Consider the following 20,771-nt stretch of genomic DNA (forward strand, 5'->3'; position numbering starts at 1 on the left):
ACCCTGAAGGATGTTCAGTCGGCCAACATCAATAGGTTGATGCTCGCGTTGATGTCACGGTCATGATGCGCGCCACAGACACATGTCCATTCACGGACATCCATCGCCTTCTTCTCGCCCTTTACGCCGCAAGTGGAGCAGATTTGAGTGGATGCGTACCAAGGGTCTGCCTTGATGAGTGTCCGTCCGTAGAAGTTTGATTTGTATTCGAGTTGACGGACGAACTCGTACCAACTGACATCGCCAACCGATTTGGCTAAGCGTCGGTTCTTCATTATGTTGCTCGATTTCAATGTCTCCACGACGATGACTTGGTTCTCGTCAACGATTCGTCTCGACAGTTTGTGGAGGAAGTCCTTACGTTGATTCGCAATCTTTTCGTGTTTCTTCGCCAAAAGTAACTTGGCTTTTTCACGATTTTCACTCCCAATCTTCTTGCGTGACAGCGCGCGTTGCGCCTTCTTGACCTTCGCTTCGGATTGTCGGAGAAAGCGAGGGTTGTCAATCTTCTCCGAGACCATCGCATCGTTCGTCATGATGGCGAAATGTTTTAGGCCGAGATCGATCCCGACCTTGTTCTCGGCTGGAATCCATGGTGCATCCTCTTGATCGACGAGGATGGAGACAAAGAACTTGCCTGTCTTGGTCATCGAGACCGTCGCCGACCGGATGACGCCCTCGAACGGGCGATGTTGTGTGAACCGCACGAACCCGACCTTCGGCAGCCGGACTTTTCCCGACTCGATGCGGATCGTGCCGTGCTGGTTGTTCGTCGTGTAGGAGGCACGCGACCGTCGTCTCGATTTGAAGGCCGGGAAGCCGCCCGTCCCGGCGAAGAACTTCGCGAACGCGGTGTCCAGATTCAGCTTCGCATTCGCGAGCGCGAGACTGTCCGCCTCGGCGAGGAACGGGAACAGAGGCTTGTAGGAGGCGGGTGTCGCCGGTTTCCGTCTCGTTCCGCTCCCCGCCTTCGCCTCCTCGCGGATGGCGATGCGGTCCTCGAGCAGCTTGTTGTAGATGAATCGGGCGCAGCCGATCGTCTTGATGAGGAACTCGGCCTGTGCCGGCGTCGGGTGGAGCTTGTATGTGTAACCTTTCAGCATGTCCGTCCCTTCTCCCTCCAGAAGATCGTGATGTGTCCTCCTCATCCGATACCCGCGGAAGGGGAGGGAGAATCTGACGGAATCACGAACTTCTGTTCGTCACATCTGTCACAGGGAAAAAGAGTTTTGGACCGGGCGATTCATCCCCCACCTACGCCAGGATACACCCCGAGACGCTTAGAGGAGGGAGAATTCTCGCCTGATTTAGTTAAAAAAGAGACCTCTTGCGTCAAACCGCCGAGTTGGATCAATCGATTCAACGATCACGGTATCGCTCAAGAGGTCTTTTTTTATTTCGAACGTAACGTCCGTTCAAGTCTGTCTAAATCGGTATCTTTTCCGATGATAATCAAAATATCTTCTGATAAGATCATCTCATCCGCCTGCGGCGAAATGATGACATCATCATCACGACGAATGGCGACAATGTTGACCCCATACTTCGCACGGAAGTCCAAATCGATGAGCGATTTGTTCGATAACTTATCTGACGCTTTAATTTCAACAATCGAATGTTCATTTGATAATTCAAGATAATCTAAAATGCTCTGGCTCATCAAACCGTTTGCGATTCGAACACCCATGTCACGTTCTGGGTGGACGATATTATCTGCACCGATGCGACGGAGAACTTTTTCATGGTAATCGTTTGTCGCTTTGACAGTGATGATTTGGACGCCAAGTTCTTTTAAGATCAACGTCGTTAAAATCGAAGCTTGAATGTTTTCACCGATGGCAACGATGACGTGTTCAAAGTTACGAATCCCCAAACTCTTCAACACGTTTTCATCTGTCGTATCCGCGATCACGGCATGAGTGGCCAAACCCATGAACTCATTGACGCGTTCTTCATCTGAATCGATGGCGAGGACGTCATATCCGTTTGAAGACAACTCACGGACGATTGACCCACCAAACCGCCCTAATCCAATGACTGCAAATTCACCTGTCATGATATTACATCCCTTTCCTACACATGTTTTCTTCTTGATTCTTCGTTCAGTGTAACTGATTCCACTTGAAAACTCTATATAAAAAAACAAGATGGGATCTCCTCCGTATGAAGGAATTCCCATCTTTTCAATCACGCTTTTCCGCTCGAACGTTTCCCACGTACATAATCGTTGTCAAACAGGAACAAACGGAGCAACAAGTAGAGCGCCGGAACGAGAAGGAGCAACCCTAAGATGAATACGATGACGAGTGCCACCGCCATCGACTCGTTGACGACACTTTCATTGATATCGATATACGGATACAAGATATACGGTAAGTGTGAATATCCGTAGCCGAACCATGCCATGAAGAATTGTCCCATGACCATCAAGAAAGCAATCCCGTAATTTCGCTTCATATAAACGAATGAGACGGCAATCACGAAGAAGAGGAAGCTCATTGCGAACCACCACCAGTTTCCTCCTAAGATGCTCTCGTAGTGCCAAGCAGCTTGCGACTTCAAACCGAAGAAGACGAGCCCAGAAGCGATAATCGTCGGAACGCTCCAGAATAGCGCCCATTTTCTGACGAGTTCGACGGCATTTTGATCGCGTGCCTTGTCCGCATAGAACAAGAGGAACATCGCGCTAATATAGAGGACTGAAACAATCGCCAAGATGACGACTGTCCATGAATAAAAATTGGTGAACAACTTCGCGCCGTCAAAGAAGACGCCGTTTTCCGTCTCGGTGATGAATCCACCTTGACTGACCGTCAATACGGTCGACATCGAAGCTGGGATGAGTAATCCTGTGGCTCCGTATAGGAACATATACAGCGTGCTTTCTTTCGACCCATAGTTCGCGAATGCGTAAAAGCTACCGCGAATCGCGAGTAAAATCAACACGACGGATGCCGGAACGAGTAACGCCGTTCCATAGTAATAAGCTGTATCCGGAAAGAATCCGACAATCCCGACGAAGAAGAAGACGAAAAACACGTTCGTCACTTCCCACGTCGGTGACAAATACCGTTTAACGAGACGGTTCACCAAGTGATCCCGTTTTGTATAACGGCTATAGAATGCGAAGAAGCCAGCACCAAAGTCAATCGATGCGACGATGAGATAGCCGTATAGGAACGTCCATAAGACGGCAATCCCTAACTCTTGAATTTGCATGTCATACCCTCCGATCACACTTCATCCGCAAACATCGCTTCACCGCGATGTTCGGATTGATTTAGTTCTTTCCCTACTGGGTTCTCTTTGAACAGACGTGATAGAACGACCACCGTGACTGTCCCGAGTACCGCATAGAGGATCGCGAAAGCGACAAGCATCCAACCGACATTTGCCGACGTCGTAGCTGCTTCACTCGTACGCATCAACTCATAAAGTGCCCACGGTTGACGACCAAATTCAGCGAAGAACCAACCGAATTCAATCGCTGCCATCGCAAGCGGTCCACCGGCTGCAATCGCAAAGAGCATCGGTTTACTGAACTGGTTCAAACGTTTAATATAACGCCCTAATACGAATAGGAAGGAGATGAGCGCTAGAAGCATCCCGATTCCGACCATCGCATCAAACAAGTAGTGAACAAAGAGCGGTGGCTGGTCTTCTTTCGCAAATTCATTGAGACCTGTCACTTCATAGTTCGGAACACCACCGGCAAGAATAGAAAGCGCATAAGGAATCTTTAAGGCGCCTCGGACTTCATATCCGCCTTCACCGTCATCTTCTAACCAACCACCGAGAATCAATTCCGCCTCGGAGGAGGTTTCAAAATGCCATTCCGCTGCTGCTAATTTATCCGGCTGATATTGTGCCAAATACTTACCTGAGAAGTCTCCGACGAGTGCAGTCGCAATCGCAAAAATCAAGGCGACTGTCATTGTCAAGCGAAGACCTTTTTTATGATATTCGATTGACAACTTGTCGAGTTGATTACGACGTTGACGTAACAATTGTACAGCTGCAATCGCCGCTAAGATGAACGCAGACGTTAGAATCGCAGACGTCAATACGTGTGCCATCTTCGTTGGCATAGCTGGACTAAACATCGCTTCAAGCGGACTAACGTTCGCCAAACGACCGTCAACGATATCAAATCCTACCGGTTGGTTCATAAAGCTGTTTACCGTTGTAATAAAGAACCCTGAGAACAATGCACCGACTGCGACTGGAATCCCGAGAAGCATATGATGCCACGGATTTTTAAACCGATCCCACGTGTACAAGTAAATTCCGAGGAAAATCGCTTCAAAGAAGAAAGCGAACGTCTCCATGAATAGTGGAAGTGCAATCGTTTGACCCGCAACGCGCATCAAGTTCGGCCATAATAACGAAAGCTGTAGACCGATTGCTGTACCCGTTACAACCCCGACCGCTACGGTCACGACATAACCGCGTGACCACCGACGAGCCATAAGGGTATATTTCGGGTCTTTTTTACGAATTCCTAAAAATTCTGCCAATAAGATTAAAAGTGGAACCCCGACGCCGAGTGTGGCAAAAATCACATGAAAACCTAATGTGAGTGCCGTCAATGCTCGGCTCATCAGGACAGGATCTTGAAACATCTATTGATTACCTCCTATCTCTCTCTATCGCTTCGAACCCATGTATGAAACGACAATCACAGATGAATACCCTTCGATACTTCCATCATAATGATTTTATATTGCGCTGTAATGTCTCAATGCTCGAGTTTGCAAAATGTTCACATTTGAGCAATCGCCACAGAATTGTCGCTTTACATTCATATTTGATTCCCTTTTTGCTCACACTTCACTCTTTTTTGGGCACACTAAAAGCGGTCTCAACGGAGACCGCTTCGTATTATTGAATCATGACTGTGCGGAAATAGTGGTCAAACAATTCGATGGCTACTTCAATCGCTCGTTCGTCCGGGTTGAGTGTCGATTGATGGAGACCCGACCCCATATCGTTCACACCTAGCCAAACCATGAATCCAGGTACTTGTTTCAGCATATATCCAAAGTCTTCCCCTGTCATGGCAGGAACACACGTCTTATACGAATACCCAACCTCTTCAACCGCTTCTTCGAACTGATAAAGATAGCGCTCATCGTTGACGACCTCGTGATAGCGATTGCCGAATTCAAGGTCGATCTGAACGTTATACGTCATTTCGACACCGGCGATGATCTGACGAATCCGGCTCTCGAGCACAACCATCTCCTTGTCAGATAACGCACGTACCGTTCCATCTAACTTGGCTGTATCGGCGATGATGTTCTCTTTTGTTCCCGCTGCGACTTTCCCGATGCTGACGACCGCACTTCCCATCGGATCAATGTTCCGTGACACGATGGTTTGCAGTTGCATGATGAGGGCGGCTTGGACGATAACGGCATCAATTCCTGCGTGAGGGAATGCGCCGTGCCCTCCCTTTCCATGAATCGTAATATGGAGTTCACGTGCGCTTGCGAATAATACACCTGGTCTAGAAGCTACCATCCCGACCGGATATTCAGGCGCGACATGTAATCCAAATAGCGCGTCCGGACGGAAGTGATAGAATAATTCGGATTTCGCCATCGGCTCCGCCCCGCCTGGCCCTTCTTCAGCTGGTTGGAAGAAGACGACAAGATGGTGGTTGAACGGGACTTCGACCGCCCGTTTAATCAATCCGAGTGCGATGGACATATGAACATCATGACCGCACGCATGCATCATACCTTCATGAATCGATGCAAACTCCAACCCAGTCTCCTCGGTAATCGGCAACCCATCCATGTCGGCTCGATACCCAATCGTCTTCTCCCCGACGAGACCATCCACACGTACGAAAAGACCCGTTCGCCAGTGCGTGATATGAACACGTGGCGAATCGAGCGAACGGATCAGTTGTTCGAGAGTCGCCTGTGTTTTGAATTCTTCATATCCAGCTTCCGGGATTAAATGCAGTTGTCTTCTTGCTTCGATTGCCCAATTCATGATTCAGTCTCCTTCGTAACTTCTTCAACAATGTTCCAAAATGCTTGTACTTGTGCCAATTCCAACATCGATTCTGTCGACAGCATCCACGTGTCCCGAACAAGCGGGACACCACTCGAGGACGTCAACGGAATCTTGTTCATTTCATTGACATCTTTAATGGTCGACTCCGGTAAAATGGCGAAGCCTATTCCATGTAACGCCATCTGTTTACACGTTTCAATCTGATCGACGACGAGTGTGGTGAGCGGCGGGCTCGAAAATCGTTCCTGCCACCATTCTAATATTTCCTGGTAATATGTCGAGTCGCTCTTAAATTGAATAAATGAGCGTTCGTTATTTTTTAGTTGGGAGAGGTCTGTCATTTTTAAATCGACCAAGTGTAAGGAGTCAGAGAAAAGCTTCATGCGCTCCCCGCGCCAATCCGGATTTCCTCGAATGATGCCGATATGAAAATTCTCTTCAAGCATGTAACGCATCATTTCACTCGACCATCCGGTGACTAACTTGACACGGACAGACGGATATCGCTCTACGAACGTCTTTAATACTTTCGGGAGCCAATACTGACCCATGATGGAAGCGACGGCAATCTTTAACGTGCCATATACTTCTCCCGGATTTGCTGTCAGCTCGCTTCGTAACTCTTGTTCTTCACTGTACATTTTCTTGGCGAACTCGATGATCTTCTCCCCATCTGGCGTCAAGGCAAGACCACGTGTCGAACGGACAAAAATCTTTTTTCCCCATTGATGTTCGATGGTCACGAGCCGTTGACTGAGCGCCGGTTGAGAGACGAATAACCGCTCCGCCGCTTTGCGCATATTCAATTCTTCTGCAAGGATAATCAACACTTCTACTTCCGATACTTGCATGACGTCACCTGTTTCTCTATCGTTTGAAAGATTGTATACTGAATAAGTATTTGTTTCAATGTATCATATCATGTTTATTCATCAATTTGATTGTTAGGAGGAAATCTGATGCAACGTCATCATTTCGCCTTTATCGTTGCGACCGTCGCGACGCTTGGCAGCCTTTACTTCTCTGAAGTCATGCTCTTTTTACCATGTAAACTGTGTTGGTTCCAACGTATTTTTATGTATCCACTCGCCATCTACTACTTGACGATCATGCTGACCGCCCGCGATGTGAATCGATTGTTCGTCGGAATCATGGCCGGCGCCGGCTGGTGTATCAGTCTTTATCACGTCATCCTAGAACGTATTCCGAACGGAGAAGCCTTCTGCACGAACGACTGTCTCATTCGCTGGGTGAATTACTTTGGTTTTGTTACCATCCCACTTCTCAGTTTTATCGCCTTTACATGTATTCTCATCATTCAATTTGTCCCGTTCAAAAAAGCGTAAGACATACAAAGGAGAAGCCGTCATCAAGACAGCTCCTCCTTTTCTTATTGCCACCACTCGTCGTATAGTGAAGCAGGCATATGATGCTTATGACGTGAACGTTTGAAAATCGTCTCAATCCGCTCTGCAATCACCGGATCGATAGATTTACCTTCTAAATAATCATCTAATTGGTCATATGTCATGCCAAGCGCCACTTCGTCAGGAAGTCCTGGACGACCATCTTCAAGATCTGCTGTCGGCACTTTATAAATGACTCGTTCATGCGCCTCTAGTTCGTGAAGCAACGCTTTCCCTTGACGTTTGTTCAAACCAGTCAACGGTGTGAGGTCACACGCCCCGTCTCCGTGTTTCGTATAGAATCCCGTCACATATTCCGCTGCATGGTCCGTACCAACGACAAGGGCACCAAACGTTGCCGCGATGTCATATTGCGCCTTCATTCGTTCACGCGCTTTCGTGTTCCCTTTATGGAAGTCACTCAACTCAAGACCCGTCGCTTGTCGGAACGCTTCTACCGATGCGTCGACGGCAGGCTTGACATTGACAGTGAGGGACTTGTCCGGACGGATGAACTCGAGGGCGAGTTGGGCATCATCTTCATCATGTTGTTCGCCATACGGTAACCTTACCGCATAAAACGTGTAGTCCCCCGCATCTTCTGCTCGTAGTTCTTCCATGGCGAGCTGACACAGTTTCCCTGCCAAACTCGAGTCTTGTCCACCTGAAATCCCAAGGACAAGTCCTTTTGCACCGGCACGTTTCACATACGCTTTTAAGAAATCGATTCGTTGACGAATCTCCGCCTGCGGATCGATGGTCGGTTTGACATGTGTTGATTCGATAATATGTTGTTGCATGAATGACCCTCCCATAATTCTCTCATTTCGTTTTATTGTCTGATAATTCACAAACCCCGTCAACTAGCGATATACAAAAGAAAGACGGAAACAATCGTTTCCGTCTCATGATTATTGAATTTGGAATGACGTAACTTCTCCACCAATCGGTGTCAATTCGAGGAATAATTTTTGACCTTCCGCTGGTGCTTCATCGAGCAATACACCAAATGTGAAGCTTCCGCCTGTTACTTCTGCCGCACCTTGTGCAAACAAGTTATGTCCGTCTGACACAGACCATTCAAACTCTACTTCTTCCGTGAAGCCACTGACTTGAATCATCGTATCATTCATATCGATTGTCACATCGCGGAACGCACCGTCTGTTTGCGGTTCAGATGCAGGTGTTTCTTCTGGCGTTTCTGTAGTGTCCTCTTCTGGCTCTTCTACAGCCCGTTCAACTGTGAAAGACGTCTCATCCGTCACAGCGATTTCTGGTGCCCCATCGACTTGACCGAGTCCGATCACTTCGACCGAGTATTCACCAGCTGCCAATTCTAATGGGAATACCTCATCAAAGATCTTTTGTTCATCCGCTTCCCACGTCTCTTCGATAATCGATTCCGTGAACATATATTCGCTACCATAGTCAAACACGGTTTCGTCCCCTTGTTTGATAATCAATTGGAAGCGTTGTGATGAATTGAACGTCACCTTCGCCGCCTCTTCATTCGGGTTTGTCATCTTGACAGTTGCCGATAATGTATTGGCTGAAGCATCATATGCCATTTCCGTATCAAGTGTTAATGGAGCTGGTGGTTCAGACGAATCGCTATTCACTTGACTCGGTTTCGCCTCTTCTTTTCCACATCCTGCTACGACTAGTATGATTGCCGTCACGACGGCGAGTAACCAAGTTTTTTTCATGGATCCCACTCTCCTCAACAAAATAAAAAAACGTCTATAGCACTAGTGTATACAATGTGCAGACGTTTGTAATGATTTTCCTTATATTATTTACCTTTTTTACGAAACTTTAGCTTGTTCCATGTACTGTTGCCAACCGGTCATGAACAACGAATCAGCGATATCGAGATCAGACCGGACTTGAGCCGAAATGGAGAACGTCTCACTATGCATCGATTCAAACGTGACGACCATCGTCTCTCCCACCACTTCTTTATAAGCTACAAGTTCAGGCGTTTCTGCAAACAACATCATAAGTATGGCTCCTTTGTTCATCTGTGATAAACCTAGTGTACCAATCTGAAACCAAGATGTAGGTCCTATCGTTCGACAGGGTAACAGTGACGTTTTACCTATTGTCGAAACGCTTACATCAAATGTTAGTCAAATGGTGAAATGTGCATATAAGATATCGAAAAAGAGAGGAAATCCGCCTTGCGGACCCCTCTCCTTTCCTGAAAATGTAAATGAAATTGATTCATAACATGTCGAACGAAACATCACTTCGTACGGTTTGAAATTTGTTGCCATACTGTTCCGAGAGCCGTTTCTCCGCTTGTAATGCGTTCTTTCGCGAGTCGTGCCTGCAACGAAACTTCAAATTCGCGGTCTTGTTCAGCAACCGTCAAAGCCGGAACAGCGCGTTCGTCTCCACAATCAAACAAGAAACGAGCCGCACGCCAACGAACGAGTTTATTCTTGTCTTTCAGCGCTTCAATCATCGAAGGTTGAGATTGAGGTAACGCCCAATCTGAGACCGTATCCCCGGCCGTACGTCGCACAATCGGAGATGCATCTACGAGTGCTTGTTCAATATATGTGACATATTCCTCACGACGTTCTTCAAACATCCCGATCATGACGACAGCTTGTCGGCGAATCGCCATCACGGAATCTTCGAGAGCACGGCGGAAATACACCATATTCTCGTCTTGGATGTCCAATTCATCCAAGAAAGCCATCCGGTCTTTCCAATTGTCAGATTGCAAGTGGTTCGCATTTGCTTCAAAGTCAGCCTCTCGCCCAAACGCTCGAGCCACGATGCGCTCTACACGTTCTTGTGGATACGCAGCTTCTAACTCTTCTTGAGCGACGACACTGACCTCATCCAATTCACCGTAGCGTGGGGCTTGCTCCACCCAACGGCGGTCTTGAATGACATTCTTCACTTGTGCTTGAACTTCCATGGCCGCGTCGACGAATCGTTTCGACAGTCCGATCCGTTTTTCCTCGTCCCCTTTGACGAGTTTCAACTGCATCGGGACATCGAGCACGAACTGAACGGATACATGGACCGGTTCATAGTCTGTATCCATCTGTGCAGATTCGACTTCCTCGACTTGTTCCCCGAACGCCCGTCGGATTTCATTCATCACGTCATGCCAGTCATGTTTTGGATGACGCTCGACAGCGAGAAAATCAGATACCGCATATACGGATTTGACGCCTCGAAGACCAACGATTTCTTGAATAATCGTTGGGGCATCGGTACTCGCTTTGTCGTATGTGGTACCTCTCCCTTCAAATGGAGGGTCCACAATAATCTTCAAGTTATTCGGACTTGGTGTCGGTTCAATTGCTACTAGTTTCATCCTCATCACCTCACTCTCAATCGTGACGAAAATGACAAAAAAACGCAAGCGAGTCGCTTGCGTTCAAGTCACCCATCTATTCTATTTAGAACAACGCAATAAACTGTTGGAGTGAATACGTCGTACCATCCACAGTAAACGTGTCGTCCTCTGAAATCGGTTCAAGGAAGAAACGTTTTTCACCATTCTCTTTTACGTAACCAAAAATATGATTGGATTGATAGAACAATTCAACAATCGTCATCCGTCCAAACGTCATTCCATCGTTCATTACCGCCCGATCACCTAATTCGCCGCCATTGTACAGTTCGATGTAAGTTTCCATTTTGGTGTCGCTCCTCTTGTGTTTGTTTTCACAATTCCTTTCTATCAAACAAAAAGAGCGACTTCAAGTTAATTTTTTGCGTTACGCTTCCAAAATTCAATCCATTTACGATACTCCGATAATGTTTTTTTGATTTGATGAATCGATTTCTCATCATGCAATCCAGTGTCATCAATCTTCTCTTTACAATGTGTAATGAAAATTTCATTTCCCGGTAAAACATTTGCACGATTTGTGGCAAATACTTGTCGGAGATGAATTTGACATCTGGCCGTTCCGAGGATGCCTGGTGAGGCACCAGCAATCATGACCGGTTTATCTCGAAGTGGCGTCCCCGGCTCGAGCGATAACCAGTCGATTGCATTCTTTAAGACACCAGGGATGCTATGGTTATATTCAGGTGTAACAATCAATAATCCATCGGCTTCTCGAACGGCTTGCTTCAAAGCGGCCACAACTTCCGGTTCATCCGGATCAATCAAATCGTCGTTGAACAGCGGGAGCTCGATGGAGACGACTTCAATATCAAAATCATCTTTAGCCAGTTCAATAATCGAATGCAAAAGAGCGGTATTAAATGATTTCTTTCGAAGACTCCCTGACATGGCGACTAATTTATATTTTCCCATTCTCTACCTCCTGAATCCACTGATTCACGATTTCCGCTTCCTCTTCAGGACCTTCCATCATCCCCATGTGACTGTATGGGACAATCACTTTCGTATGACTATCAGCACCTAAAAATGCCCGTGTCTCGTCCATATTCGGATCTTTCTCTCCATAAATGAATAAACCAGGGAGTTTAGTCGCCTGAACAGTATCGACTTCGTCTTCACGGTCACGAATTGCTCGTTGTGCGTTTACAACCCCTTCAACCGACATCTCGTATCCAATCTCGATTGCTTGTTCGATGAGTGCAGGATTTGACTCCTTCGAAAAGACATTCGGGATCATCCCGTCGATAAACGGCTTCACCCCTTCTTCAATGACTTTATTGATTGCCCCGTTCCGTTTTTCTTTTGCTTCTTCTGAATCAGAGGCAGCGGTCGAATGCATCAACCCAAAGCCGGATAGTTCTTCAGGATATCGACGAACGAGGTTGGTCGTCACATATCCTCCAAACGAATGTCCGATAACGAGTGGTTGTTCAAGGTTTCGGAGTCGAATCTCTTCCATGACCCAATCTGCGAACTGGTCCATCGTTTCTGGTCCGACTTCCGTTCCTGCATGACCCGGAAGTGTGAATGCATGAACTTCGGCATTCAATAACGGTTCTAGCTGTTCAAAATATGTTGGCGAACCGCACAATCCATGTAACAATACGAGTGCTTTCATATCATTGAGTGCTCCTTTTCTTCCCATTCTGTTTTGAGTAGCCGATACATCGTCAAATCCATGAACCGACCATGGCTGTATGCATAATCATGTAAGAGACCTTCTTCTATAAATCCGAGTTTTTGAACGAGGCGATTCGACCCTTCATTTCCTGGTGCCACCAAGGCGGAGATTCGGTGAAACTTGAACTCTTCGAATCCATGTTGGATGACGGCAGTCGCCGCTTCAAAAGCCACCCCTTGTCTCCAATAATGGGGCGAGACTTCGAATCCGATTTCAGCCCGGTAATACTGGGGTGTCCAATTATGAAAACCGATTGTCCCGATCAACTCGTTTGTCAATCGATCGCAGATGGCCCAGCGAATCGCTTTGCCTTGTTGAAACTGGTCTTTAAAATAGGCGATGACATTTTTCGCCTCATAAACAGCAAGTAACGGGTCCGACCCATAATAACGCATCACTTCTTCAGTGGATAAGATGGTATAAAGTGCTCTAGCATCACGCGGTTCTAGCTCTCGCAGGATAAACCGGGGCGTAGCGAGCTCAGGAAAACTACGTTTCAATCCCCACATGTGGAACCCGCCTTTCCTTTTCGTTTCCTCAAGTATACTTCTATTTTCCCAAATGTATCGAACTCAACCCTCTTGAACCGTCTCAAGATAGCGGAAATCATGTGTTTTTGCTACTATGAATGTAGTATGTCAAACCGAGGGGATACCATATGTCAAAACAACTCTTTTATTTAAAACAAGACCGAGATGTCCAGCGCTTTACGCTACATGGCGTGACATTGGCCGACATTACAGAGGCCCTTTCCGTCACGAGACCAATGATCATTTGTCGAACCGATATTAAAGGAATGAGGCAATCTTCTAGGTCGCGTTTCCGATATATCGAAGCGCATGAGCTCTCTTCATTCTCGTCTAAGTATTTAAATAACCAAACGACATTCACTGCAATTGATTTCCCAGACTACAATACGCTTGAGACGCTGTCGGATCACGAAATCGCAGAAATCCTATTTTTAAGTCATATGGAGCGCGGGATTAAGAAACCGTTTCTAGATTCACTTGATAATGAGATTGCGTTCTTCAATGAAGCGAACGACCGTCACAGCAGTCTCTACATCCGTGATTGGTCGACGATCAATCGTTTCGTTCAAAACATATTGCAAAGCAAATTGGACCGAGACATCCGAAACATTAGCTTCGTGCCGATTCCGCTCCCTGTCATCGATGAATTGCTCGATTTAGCACCTCAAGGACTCATCATCGATTTTGATCACACGAAACGAAGTCTATTCAATCGTCAAATCGTGATTTCCTTCTATGTGGCCGGTCGCTACGAAGACATGTCCGTCCTCGAAGAAGACTTTGATGCCAAAAAGGAATCGATCGCGCTGAAAGGACAATTGTTGTATCGTCGTCGCACGTGGCACATTGAACGGTTATAAGGTCATGGATGTAAGAAATGGAATCGAACCTCTGAAAACGAGGTTCTTTTTTGTTATTTTCAGACCGATTGTTTCAAGTCAATTCCCTTCATGAACGGGTATGAACGCTATTCTTAAAAATTGATAACAAATTGTCTTAATTTTTTGTTAAATTAACACTTTTCTTTTTCGGACGAGGCGTTATACTAGGAATAACCTTCTGGAGGAATGGAAGGCAATATAGAGAAAGCGAGGTGAAAATCTATTCATCACGCGGATGGATAGATACACGAAATGGAACAACTGAAAGTACAAGGAGTCTCTTCGTTCACCAAGTTTGCGACGAATGGAAAAATGCTGAAACTTAAAGATGCTCACGCAGGGGAACAACGCATTTCACTTCAGGATGCGACTGACATTCAAGTCTCTCTGCTCGACGAGGACCATTCGCGCTTCACTATATTTGGTCATGCCCACCCACTCGTGGAACTGACCCTTCCTCACAACTCTTGTGAAGTCCTCTATGCATGGTTACTCCACAAGATGAAACGACAAAAAATTAAACTCGCTTCGAACGCGTAAAAAAATGAGGTCTTGTCTCCAGATGGGAGAAAGACCTCATTTTTCATATTATGAGAACAATGAAACGAGCCAACTAACCAAAATACCGACGAGGGCAAAGTCTGAATCTCCAAATGTCGTACTTTCAAACCCGAGATTCCCCAAAAGCGGTAAGAGGAGAGCCGGTAAGAAACTGATTAATACCCCGTTGGCGATCGATCCAAGAATCGCTCCGCGACGTCCACCGGTAGCGTTCCCGAATACTCCTGCTGTCGCTCCTGTGAAGAAGTGTGGAACCAGTCCTGGTACAATGACAGCCAAACCGAATAAAGGTAGAAGGAACATCGAGAACAGTCCAGCTGCAAAGCTCGCTAAAAATCCGATGATAACCGCGTTCGGTGCAAATGGGAAGACGGTCGGGCAATCTAGCGCAGGTTTTGCGTTCGGTACCATCTTATCGGCAATCCCTTTGAAGGCCGGCACGATTTCTGCAATCAACATCCGTACACCGGCAAGAACGATATATACCCCTGCAGCGAATGTAATCGCTTGGATGATGGAGAAGACGATGTAGTTCGACCCACCTGATAATTCCGTTTCCACAAATGCTGGTCCCGCAAAGATGGCGACGACCACAAATAATAAAGTCATCGTCAACGAGACGGCGACGGATGTGTCTCGTAGAAAGCCAAGTTGCTTTGGTACTTGAATTTGTTCCGTCGAGTGCTCTTTGTTCCCGGCATATTTTCCGATCGTTCCAGAGATAAAGTAACCAAGTGAGCCAAAGTGTCCGACCGCAAAATCATCCGATCCCGTAATCTGTCGAACGAACGGTTGAAGAAGGGCTGGGAATAAGACCATACAAAGTCCAAGCAATACCGATCCAATGATGATCAAGAGTGTACCATCAAGACCAGATACGGAAAGAATGGCTGCAAGTAAGCTCGCCATGAATAACGTATGATGACCCGTCAAGAAAATGTATTTAAATGGCGTGATGCGAGCCAGCACGATATTCATGACCATCCCGAAGACCATGATCATAGCTGTTTCAACGCCAAATGCGTCTTGTGCAACTGCGACAATCGCTTCGTTGTTCGGGATGACTCCCCGAATACTGAACGCCTCGTCGAACATCTGTCCGAAAATATCGAGAGCCGCAATGATGACGCCGGCCCCCGCTCCGATAATCACGAACCCCATAATTGTCTTAAGCGTACCAGAGACGATGGAAGCAATGTCTTTCTTCTGTAAAACGAGCCCGATGAGTGCGAACAAACCGACCAGTATGGCTGGTGTCCCCAATATATCTCGCATAATCAAATCAAGCATAAGCGCTCCCCCTTTACGATGAATTCTTTAGTTATACTTTTCCTTCAAGTTTTGATTTAATTTCCTCAATGTTCATGACATTCTCAAGTGCAACGATTTCTTTCGCCCCATCATCGAGTGTGCCAATGATATCTTGTGCCCCAAGGTAAATGTCAGCAGGTTCAGTTCGCGCTGTCGCAATGTCTGTATGTGAAACATCCGCCTCTTTCCCCATTTGTTCAAGCGCTTTTTTCACGTTCAACTCCATAATGAAGCTTGACCCTAATCCGTTCCCACATACTACTAAAATCTTTTTCATTTTTCTTCCTCCTCTGAATATCGATCGAGTATCTCAACAATTTTCTCTACCGTGTCTGCTTCTAATACGAGGGACACGTCTTGTTCGTTTCCTAATAACTCTGTCAACTGTGCAAGTGCTTTTAAATGAGTAGTTTGATCAATGGCCGCGAGCACAAAGAATGCACGGACTGGTTTATCCCCTGGGAAGAAGACCGGTTCTGTTAGTTTTAGGACACTCATCCCCAGTTGATTCACACCATCCTCTGGTCGCGCATGCGGGATGGCAATCTGAGGCATGAGAACGATGTATGGACCATGTTCTACTACGTTCTCAATCATCGTTTCAACGTAACGTGTGTCGATCGATCCGTTTTGGACAAGTGGTTCGGCCGCGAGACGAATGGACTCCTGCCAATTCGACACATGATCGCGAATTTGAATTTCATCTTTTGTTACGAGTTGATTTAGCACGGGTTGTCCCCCTTTCCATTCATCTGTCGTCGTTTCATCTTGGATGAGATGATTTAATTCTTTTCTCAATTGCGATTCTTGATGGATCGTCGCATATTTTTTCACCACTTCGAGAATGTCAGACACATCTAATCGAGCGAGTCCCCCATTCGCAAGAAAGCGCTGATGAATTTGTCGCTTCAAAGCGAGTTGTTCGAGCCTTGTCGGAAGTGTCGGAACGAGTGTCACATGTGCCTGTTGTTGAACGGCCAACGGCAAGGGGACCGTTGTGAAAATCAAATCGACAAGTGGAGCAAATTCTGACACGTCACGTTGCGAGATTGGTGGTAAAAATACAAAGTCCGGAAATTGATTCTTCAAAATATGGTCGAGCATATGCGACACGCTAATCCCGCTCGGGCATACGACAATCGCTTTCATTTTCTCATCAAGATGTTGCCCTTGTTGATGAAGATGCGCTGCAAAATGCAACGTGAAATACATGACTTCCGTTTTCGGAAGTTCTGCCTGAATTTGTTTTCGGATTGGGTCGAGTGAACGATCGACAATCACATTCAATACCCGGTGCTCTTTCAATACATATCTTTCTAACTCTTCTGGCGGCATGACTTCAGTATGAACACGTTTAAGTGTCGCTTTGGCGTGAAGCACTAATTTCTCACATAATGCCTCCCGTTCAATGACACGTGTACAACTCAATCCCTCGAATCGCTCAATCACCTGAATCATCGTAGCAGCAAGGTTTTGTTGAACCGTTTCATCCATCTCTTCCGACACTTTCGGACCACTTTGGATGAGCATCATCAACATATCCCACAGTTGTGGCACATCTTGAAAGTGCGTCCTTACAGACTGTTCAACTTTTTCCGGCAACCAAGAGTCCTCATCACGAACGAATGTATCCGGCGATAATCTCGAACCAATCAGAAGGAAATAGGCCATTTTTTCGCGATGACTTTCCACAAATTGAAACTGTTTGAGGGTTTCAAACTGCTCAATCTGACGGACTCGCTCTTTGAACTCCTCTTGCCAATCGTCAAAGCATAGGTCGAGCAATTGTGAGAACGTCGATTTATCGAGTAATTGTTCAATCGTCCGATACACATACAACGTGATCGTTTGGAAATGACCGTTAAACCGATAGCCTTCTTTTCTCGTATAAGAGAAATCGAGACCGAATTGTGCAGCCTTTTTCTTGATCGTATTTAAACTTTCTTGAACGGTATATTTGGACACATCTAACAAATGTTGAAAGTGAAAACTTGAGAGAAACTCTTCTTGTGTCATGGCATAGAGCGTGATGACAAGCTCACGTTCTTCTTCTGACCAAACTAATTCCGCACGCTCCACTTGCTCAATCAATGCTTCTGTCACTGTCAATTCAATTTTTGCCCCATCCACCTTCAGATTGGATAGACCAGAATCATCAAGCCATTCCTGAATACGCTCTAGTTCATATTCGATTGTCCGACGAGAATATGGGAGCATCATCGTTAACGTTTCGATGGTCATCTGCTTTTCATGCAGGATGACATTTAATATTCGTTTACTTTTTTCATTCAATTGCATGGTAGAGGCCTCCTACACCTGTAGTATAAAACGAATCGACCCTAAAAATGTAAGCGGTTACGACAGACTTTTCGGAGACTCTTCCACAAACTTCTGTCTGTACATGAACACAAAGAAAAGAGATGAACGAATCGTTTCCATTCGTTCATCTCTATTTCGGTTAAGAAGTCGGTGCAACCGGATTGCGGCGATAAATTGTGATTCCGCCATGCTTGGCTTCGCCCACAACTTGGAAGAGCCAGCCTTTCTGAATCAAAATCGTACGAGCGTTCAAAAAATCTTCTCGGGGCACCTGGACTTCGTCCACTTCTTGATCAAGCAATTGTTGGAACTTCATTTCCCAATCAGTCATGTCCATTCTCCTTACGTGCGTCTTCTTCTCGAATCCATTCGAACAAACGTGACCCAGAATTCAATCGATTTGTCGCATCCCATAACTCGGTTGGGACGACGTGACCGGCATTGATGGTCTCATCTCCTGCAAAGACGACACGTTCATTCGTCATCTTTTCAAGATAGTCGAGCGCAAACGATAAGATTGACGTCTCTGAGACGTGCCCACTTCCCTGCAAGGCAAAATCGTATGACTCGTCTCGTTGATTATTCACGAGTAACGTTCGTCCCCCGTCAAGTAACGCCATCGGAGGGACGGCATCAACGTGGAAAACTTCATACGAGCGATACGTTTCCTCATCGTAAGCTAACAACGGGACAAATTGACGTTGACTCGTCCATTTTTTTAATTGGAATAAAATCTTCATGGAAGTGAACCACGTGGCCCCTTCCATTTTCTTCTCTACTAAGATCGTAGGGACCGACGCTTCATCCGCTTCTTTCTTTTGAACAAATAACCACTTCTCTACATCTACAACGACGATCAAACCGTTTTCCTCCTTATAACCCATTCAGATAAGGCGATCATAGTCAACGCAACGAGCCAGCCTCCAATCACATCACTAAAGTAATGGACGTTCAAGACGACTCGACTGAGCGACACCGCAAGGACGAGGCACACAAGTACGATGATAGCGAATGTTGACTGTCTCTTGCGATATAAGACATAAGCCATTAATCCATATAACGCCAGCGATCCTGATGCATGTCCACTCGGAAAGCTATATGTCGTCGCATCGAGGGACGCATCAATAAGCGGGCGATCGATTCCGTAAACGAGCTTTAGCACTTGTGTGAAAAGAAGAGTCCCAATCCCAACGAGCGCGAGTCGCCATGCCTCGACGCGGTTACCGCGCCAAAACCAAAATAATAAACCTAGAATTGAGAGCCCGACTATGACTTGAGCGCTCCCTAATTCTGTGACGTATGCAAATACACGATCGGGTAACGGCTGTAACAACTCATACACGAACGTATTCATAGGGCCGACTGCTCCCAAAACGACAAACACCGACACGATCACATATGCAATCGTCCCGGTGATGACCACCTGCATCGGTGTCAACTTCATCAATACAACCCTTTTCGTTCACGCATCTCTTCTTCTCCGAAGTCGACCATGTCGCGAAGACGGTGTGCCAATCGTCCAGACGCGTTCGCTGCAATCGCGCCGACGAGGTCGTCCATGAACGTATGCACTTGTCCGTCATCCATTTTCGTATCAAGTTGTTTGATGATGCCGATCTTAGCCTTGTCTAAGTACCCGAACGTCGTTACGGCAATCGAACCATATGTGTTCACGGCACCAATCGCAATCGTTTCATCCACTCCAAATAAACCTTCGTCAGATGCAATGATAGACAAGAGCGGTTCAGACAGTTGCCCCTTCTCCGCCAACATGTCGAGTTCCGATCCAACGAGAATGGCGTGTTGCAATTCGCGTTTATCGAGAACCGCCTCGACGGAATCCATGCAATCTTTCAACGAAAGATGCGGCGAGTAAGGCGCCTGCATCTGATAAACGATTTCGGCAATCGATTCAATCGTGACGCCGCGTTCGAGCAGGCGAGCACGAGCTGCTTCACGGACATCTCGTGAGTGTGGTACGTGTTTCATAATAGGCGCAGGATTAAAATCCCGCTTCACATCCCTTCGTTCAGAGAGTCATCATCTCTCTAGTTAATATAACCATTATACTGAAAAATCGAAAAAAGACGAACCCTGCTTTGACTTCCTTCATTAAATCGGTCATCATAAACATGTAGGTTAAACGATTAAAGGGGGAAGAGGAATGAAGATTGGGGTAGTCTTATTTCCGTCTAAACAAGTGCAAGATTTTGCGAACTCTTATCGAAAACGGTATGACACAAAATATGCGTTGATTTCACCTCACGTGACCATCAAGGAACGGACGGAGGTGTCCGAAGAAGACTTGCCAAAAGTACTGGAGTACTTGCAACAAGTCGCGGATTCGACTAAACCGATTCAGTTAAAAGTCGATGGTGTCCGCTCTTTTGCACCGACGAACAACGTGCTGTATTTGAAAGTGTTGCCGACACGTGAACTGTCTGCTCTGCAGCAGCGACTTCACGAAGACGTGCTCAGCCAGGCACCAAAATATGAATTCTTGCCACATATCACAATCGGTCAAGATTTGACCGATGCCGAACTGTTCGATGTGCTCGAACGGATGCGGATGGAGCAAGTTCATTTCGAAGAGACGATCACTCGGATGGCCGTCATGTACGAACTCGAAAATGAAACATGGAACGTCTATGAGACGTTCCGTTTCCGAGGCTAATC

The 20,771-nt window shown here is 46.4% G+C and carries 25 protein-coding genes; 4 read left to right on the forward strand and 21 right to left on the reverse strand.

From position 1 onward, the window contains the following. Positions 1–14: 14 nt before the first annotated feature. The 6 genes from tnpB to PQI28_RS01565 all read right to left on the reverse strand — a co-directional run bounded on the left by tnpB (position 15) and on the right by PQI28_RS01565 (position 6,878). Positions 15–1,103, reverse strand: a complete 1,089-nt coding sequence (gene tnpB, locus PQI28_RS01540; RefSeq protein ID WP_339962371.1) for an IS200/IS605 family element RNA-guided endonuclease TnpB — start codon at positions 1,101–1,103, stop codon at positions 15–17. 290 nt (positions 1,104–1,393) lie between these two features. Continuing rightward, entirely contained in the window at positions 1,394–2,056 is a 663-nt protein-coding gene (locus PQI28_RS01545) for a potassium channel family protein (protein WP_074035000.1), read from the reverse strand. Positions 2,057–2,187: 131 nt separating this feature from the next. Continuing rightward, on the reverse strand, positions 2,188–3,219 hold the full coding sequence (locus PQI28_RS01550; protein WP_339962373.1) for a cytochrome d ubiquinol oxidase subunit II: 1,032 nt from the start codon (positions 3,217–3,219) through the stop codon (positions 2,188–2,190). A gap of 14 nt (positions 3,220–3,233) precedes the next feature. Next, positions 3,234–4,622: a cytochrome ubiquinol oxidase subunit I gene (locus tag PQI28_RS01555; protein ID WP_339962374.1), complete on the reverse strand. Its 1,389-nt coding sequence runs from the start codon at positions 4,620–4,622 to the stop codon at positions 3,234–3,236. A gap of 259 nt (positions 4,623–4,881) precedes the next feature. Then, the gene (locus PQI28_RS01560; protein WP_074035009.1) at positions 4,882–6,003 is read right to left on the reverse strand and encodes an N-acetyldiaminopimelate deacetylase; all 1,122 of its coding nucleotides are present in this window, start codon (positions 6,001–6,003) and stop codon (positions 4,882–4,884) included. Next, positions 6,000–6,878, reverse strand: a complete 879-nt coding sequence (locus PQI28_RS01565) for a LysR family transcriptional regulator (protein WP_214785219.1) — start codon at positions 6,876–6,878, stop codon at positions 6,000–6,002. The genes PQI28_RS01560 and PQI28_RS01565 overlap by 4 nt, the downstream gene beginning before the upstream one ends. 108 nt (positions 6,879–6,986) lie before the next feature. Between PQI28_RS01565 and PQI28_RS01570 the strand changes: the two genes are divergently transcribed. Further along, positions 6,987–7,373, forward strand: coding sequence for a disulfide bond formation protein B (locus tag PQI28_RS01570; RefSeq protein WP_214748368.1), 387 nt, complete (start codon positions 6,987–6,989; stop codon positions 7,371–7,373). A 44-nt stretch (positions 7,374–7,417) separates the two neighbouring features. On the opposite strand, the gene nadE is transcribed toward PQI28_RS01570, so the two are convergent. From nadE to PQI28_RS01610, 8 genes are all read right to left on the reverse strand, one after another. Continuing rightward, positions 7,418–8,233, reverse strand: a complete 816-nt coding sequence (nadE, locus tag PQI28_RS01575; RefSeq protein ID WP_339962375.1) for an ammonia-dependent NAD(+) synthetase — start codon at positions 8,231–8,233, stop codon at positions 7,418–7,420. A gap of 111 nt (positions 8,234–8,344) precedes the next feature. Next, entirely contained in the window at positions 8,345–9,139 is a 795-nt protein-coding gene (locus PQI28_RS01580) for a BsuPI-related putative proteinase inhibitor (protein ID WP_339962376.1), read from the reverse strand. Positions 9,140–9,238: 99 nt separating this feature from the next. Next, positions 9,239–9,433 carry a hypothetical protein gene (locus PQI28_RS01585; protein WP_214695545.1) on the reverse strand — a complete coding sequence of 65 codons (195 nt, stop codon included), beginning with the start codon at positions 9,431–9,433 and terminating at the stop codon, positions 9,239–9,241. Between the two features lie 245 nt (positions 9,434–9,678). Then, positions 9,679–10,770 carry a virulence factor gene (locus PQI28_RS01590; protein ID WP_339962377.1) on the reverse strand — a complete coding sequence of 364 codons (1,092 nt, stop codon included), beginning with the start codon at positions 10,768–10,770 and terminating at the stop codon, positions 9,679–9,681. Between the two features lie 85 nt (positions 10,771–10,855). Further along, positions 10,856–11,095, reverse strand: a complete 240-nt coding sequence (locus PQI28_RS01595) for a hypothetical protein (protein ID WP_074035023.1) — start codon at positions 11,093–11,095, stop codon at positions 10,856–10,858. Between the two features lie 68 nt (positions 11,096–11,163). After that, the gene (locus tag PQI28_RS01600; protein WP_339962378.1) at positions 11,164–11,724 is read right to left on the reverse strand and encodes an NADPH-dependent FMN reductase; all 561 of its coding nucleotides are present in this window, start codon (positions 11,722–11,724) and stop codon (positions 11,164–11,166) included. Next, positions 11,711–12,430 carry an alpha/beta fold hydrolase gene (locus PQI28_RS01605; protein ID WP_214785223.1) on the reverse strand — a complete coding sequence of 240 codons (720 nt, stop codon included), beginning with the start codon at positions 12,428–12,430 and terminating at the stop codon, positions 11,711–11,713. Before PQI28_RS01605 ends, PQI28_RS01600 begins: the two co-directional genes overlap by 14 nt. Then, a complete protein-coding gene (locus PQI28_RS01610) occupies positions 12,427–13,002 on the reverse strand; it encodes a GNAT family N-acetyltransferase (protein WP_214695532.1) in 576 nt (191 codons plus the stop codon). The genes PQI28_RS01605 and PQI28_RS01610 overlap by 4 nt, the downstream gene beginning before the upstream one ends. 149 nt (positions 13,003–13,151) lie before the next feature. Here PQI28_RS01610 and PQI28_RS01615 point away from each other — a divergent pair, with 149 nt between their 5' ends. Continuing rightward, positions 13,152–13,883: a hypothetical protein gene (locus tag PQI28_RS01615; RefSeq protein ID WP_271305049.1), complete on the forward strand. Its 732-nt coding sequence runs from the start codon at positions 13,152–13,154 to the stop codon at positions 13,881–13,883. Positions 13,884–14,156: 273 nt separating this feature from the next. After that, positions 14,157–14,444 (forward strand): hypothetical protein, encoded by a 288-nt coding sequence (locus tag PQI28_RS01620; protein ID WP_015881237.1) that lies wholly within the window; start codon positions 14,157–14,159, stop codon positions 14,442–14,444. A 48-nt stretch (positions 14,445–14,492) separates the two neighbouring features. On the opposite strand, the gene PQI28_RS01625 is transcribed toward PQI28_RS01620, so the two are convergent. The 7 genes from PQI28_RS01625 to PQI28_RS01655 form a co-directional block, all read right to left on the reverse strand. Beyond that, complete coding sequence (locus PQI28_RS01625; RefSeq protein ID WP_214748392.1) at positions 14,493–15,755, reverse strand: PTS ascorbate transporter subunit IIC; 1,263 nt, start codon at positions 15,753–15,755, stop codon at positions 14,493–14,495. A gap of 31 nt (positions 15,756–15,786) precedes the next feature. Further along, positions 15,787–16,053, reverse strand: coding sequence for a PTS sugar transporter subunit IIB (locus tag PQI28_RS01630; protein ID WP_214739852.1), 267 nt, complete (start codon positions 16,051–16,053; stop codon positions 15,787–15,789). Then, the gene (locus PQI28_RS01635; RefSeq protein ID WP_339962379.1) at positions 16,050–18,074 is read right to left on the reverse strand and encodes a BglG family transcription antiterminator; all 2,025 of its coding nucleotides are present in this window, start codon (positions 18,072–18,074) and stop codon (positions 16,050–16,052) included. Before PQI28_RS01635 ends, PQI28_RS01630 begins: the two co-directional genes overlap by 4 nt. A 160-nt stretch (positions 18,075–18,234) precedes the next feature. Then, on the reverse strand, positions 18,235–18,426 hold the full coding sequence (locus PQI28_RS01640; RefSeq protein WP_271305051.1) for a hypothetical protein: 192 nt from the start codon (positions 18,424–18,426) through the stop codon (positions 18,235–18,237). Then, positions 18,419–18,955, reverse strand: coding sequence for a hypothetical protein (locus PQI28_RS01645; RefSeq protein WP_339962380.1), 537 nt, complete (start codon positions 18,953–18,955; stop codon positions 18,419–18,421). The genes PQI28_RS01640 and PQI28_RS01645 overlap by 8 nt, the downstream gene beginning before the upstream one ends. Next, positions 18,952–19,539 carry a phosphatase PAP2 family protein gene (locus tag PQI28_RS01650; RefSeq protein ID WP_339962381.1) on the reverse strand — a complete coding sequence of 196 codons (588 nt, stop codon included), beginning with the start codon at positions 19,537–19,539 and terminating at the stop codon, positions 18,952–18,954. The genes PQI28_RS01645 and PQI28_RS01650 overlap by 4 nt, the downstream gene beginning before the upstream one ends. Further along, positions 19,539–20,084, reverse strand: a complete 546-nt coding sequence (locus PQI28_RS01655) for a phosphatidylglycerophosphatase A family protein (RefSeq protein WP_015881233.1) — start codon at positions 20,082–20,084, stop codon at positions 19,539–19,541. The genes PQI28_RS01650 and PQI28_RS01655 overlap by 1 nt, the downstream gene beginning before the upstream one ends. A gap of 175 nt (positions 20,085–20,259) precedes the next feature. Here PQI28_RS01655 and PQI28_RS01660 point away from each other — a divergent pair, with 175 nt between their 5' ends. After that, the gene (locus PQI28_RS01660) at positions 20,260–20,769 is read left to right on the forward strand and encodes a YjcG family protein (protein WP_074035055.1); all 510 of its coding nucleotides are present in this window, start codon (positions 20,260–20,262) and stop codon (positions 20,767–20,769) included. Positions 20,770–20,771 lie beyond the last annotated feature (2 nt).

It is taken from the genome of Exiguobacterium sp. USCH10, assembly GCF_037619445.1.
GTDB lineage: Bacteria > Bacillota > Bacilli > Exiguobacteriales > Exiguobacteriaceae > Exiguobacterium > Exiguobacterium aestuarii_A.

Coding starts and splice junctions, on each gene's coding strand:
- PQI28_RS01595 (WP_074035023.1), bottom strand. CDS start 11,095: ATGGAAACTTACATCGAACTGTACAATGGCGGCGAATTAGGTGATCGG.
- PQI28_RS01580 (WP_339962376.1), bottom strand. CDS start 9,139: ATGAAAAAAACTTGGTTACTCGCCGTCGTGACGGCAATCATACTAGTC.
- PQI28_RS01635 (WP_339962379.1), bottom strand. CDS start 18,074: ATGCAATTGAATGAAAAAAGTAAACGAATATTAAATGTCATCCTGCAT.
- PQI28_RS01660 (WP_074035055.1), top strand. CDS start 20,260: ATGAAGATTGGGGTAGTCTTATTTCCGTCTAAACAAGTGCAAGATTTT.
- PQI28_RS01590 (WP_339962377.1), bottom strand. CDS start 10,770: ATGAAACTAGTAGCAATTGAACCGACACCAAGTCCGAATAACTTGAAG.
- PQI28_RS01655 (WP_015881233.1), bottom strand. CDS start 20,084: ATGAAACACGTACCACACTCACGAGATGTCCGTGAAGCAGCTCGTGCT.
- PQI28_RS01620 (WP_015881237.1), top strand. CDS start 14,157: ATGGAACAACTGAAAGTACAAGGAGTCTCTTCGTTCACCAAGTTTGCG.
- tnpB (WP_339962371.1), bottom strand. CDS start 1,103: ATGCTGAAAGGTTACACATACAAGCTCCACCCGACGCCGGCACAGGCC.
- PQI28_RS01625 (WP_214748392.1), bottom strand. CDS start 15,755: ATGCTTGATTTGATTATGCGAGATATATTGGGGACACCAGCCATACTG.
- PQI28_RS01565 (WP_214785219.1), bottom strand. CDS start 6,878: ATGCAAGTATCGGAAGTAGAAGTGTTGATTATCCTTGCAGAAGAATTG.
- PQI28_RS01605 (WP_214785223.1), bottom strand. CDS start 12,430: ATGAAAGCACTCGTATTGTTACATGGATTGTGCGGTTCGCCAACATAT.
- PQI28_RS01545 (WP_074035000.1), bottom strand. CDS start 2,056: ATGACAGGTGAATTTGCAGTCATTGGATTAGGGCGGTTTGGTGGGTCA.
- PQI28_RS01560 (WP_074035009.1), bottom strand. CDS start 6,003: ATGAATTGGGCAATCGAAGCAAGAAGACAACTGCATTTAATCCCGGAA.
- PQI28_RS01600 (WP_339962378.1), bottom strand. CDS start 11,724: ATGGGAAAATATAAATTAGTCGCCATGTCAGGGAGTCTTCGAAAGAAA.
- PQI28_RS01610 (WP_214695532.1), bottom strand. CDS start 13,002: ATGTGGGGATTGAAACGTAGTTTTCCTGAGCTCGCTACGCCCCGGTTT.
- PQI28_RS01550 (WP_339962373.1), bottom strand. CDS start 3,219: ATGCAAATTCAAGAGTTAGGGATTGCCGTCTTATGGACGTTCCTATAC.
- nadE (WP_339962375.1), bottom strand. CDS start 8,233: ATGCAACAACATATTATCGAATCAACACATGTCAAACCGACCATCGAT.
- PQI28_RS01640 (WP_271305051.1), bottom strand. CDS start 18,426: ATGACTGATTGGGAAATGAAGTTCCAACAATTGCTTGATCAAGAAGTG.
- PQI28_RS01630 (WP_214739852.1), bottom strand. CDS start 16,053: ATGAAAAAGATTTTAGTAGTATGTGGGAACGGATTAGGGTCAAGCTTC.
- PQI28_RS01585 (WP_214695545.1), bottom strand. CDS start 9,433: ATGATGTTGTTTGCAGAAACGCCTGAACTTGTAGCTTATAAAGAAGTG.
- PQI28_RS01650 (WP_339962381.1), bottom strand. CDS start 19,539: ATGAAGTTGACACCGATGCAGGTGGTCATCACCGGGACGATTGCATAT.
- PQI28_RS01615 (WP_271305049.1), top strand. CDS start 13,152: ATGTCAAAACAACTCTTTTATTTAAAACAAGACCGAGATGTCCAGCGC.
- PQI28_RS01555 (WP_339962374.1), bottom strand. CDS start 4,622: ATGTTTCAAGATCCTGTCCTGATGAGCCGAGCATTGACGGCACTCACA.
- PQI28_RS01570 (WP_214748368.1), top strand. CDS start 6,987: ATGCAACGTCATCATTTCGCCTTTATCGTTGCGACCGTCGCGACGCTT.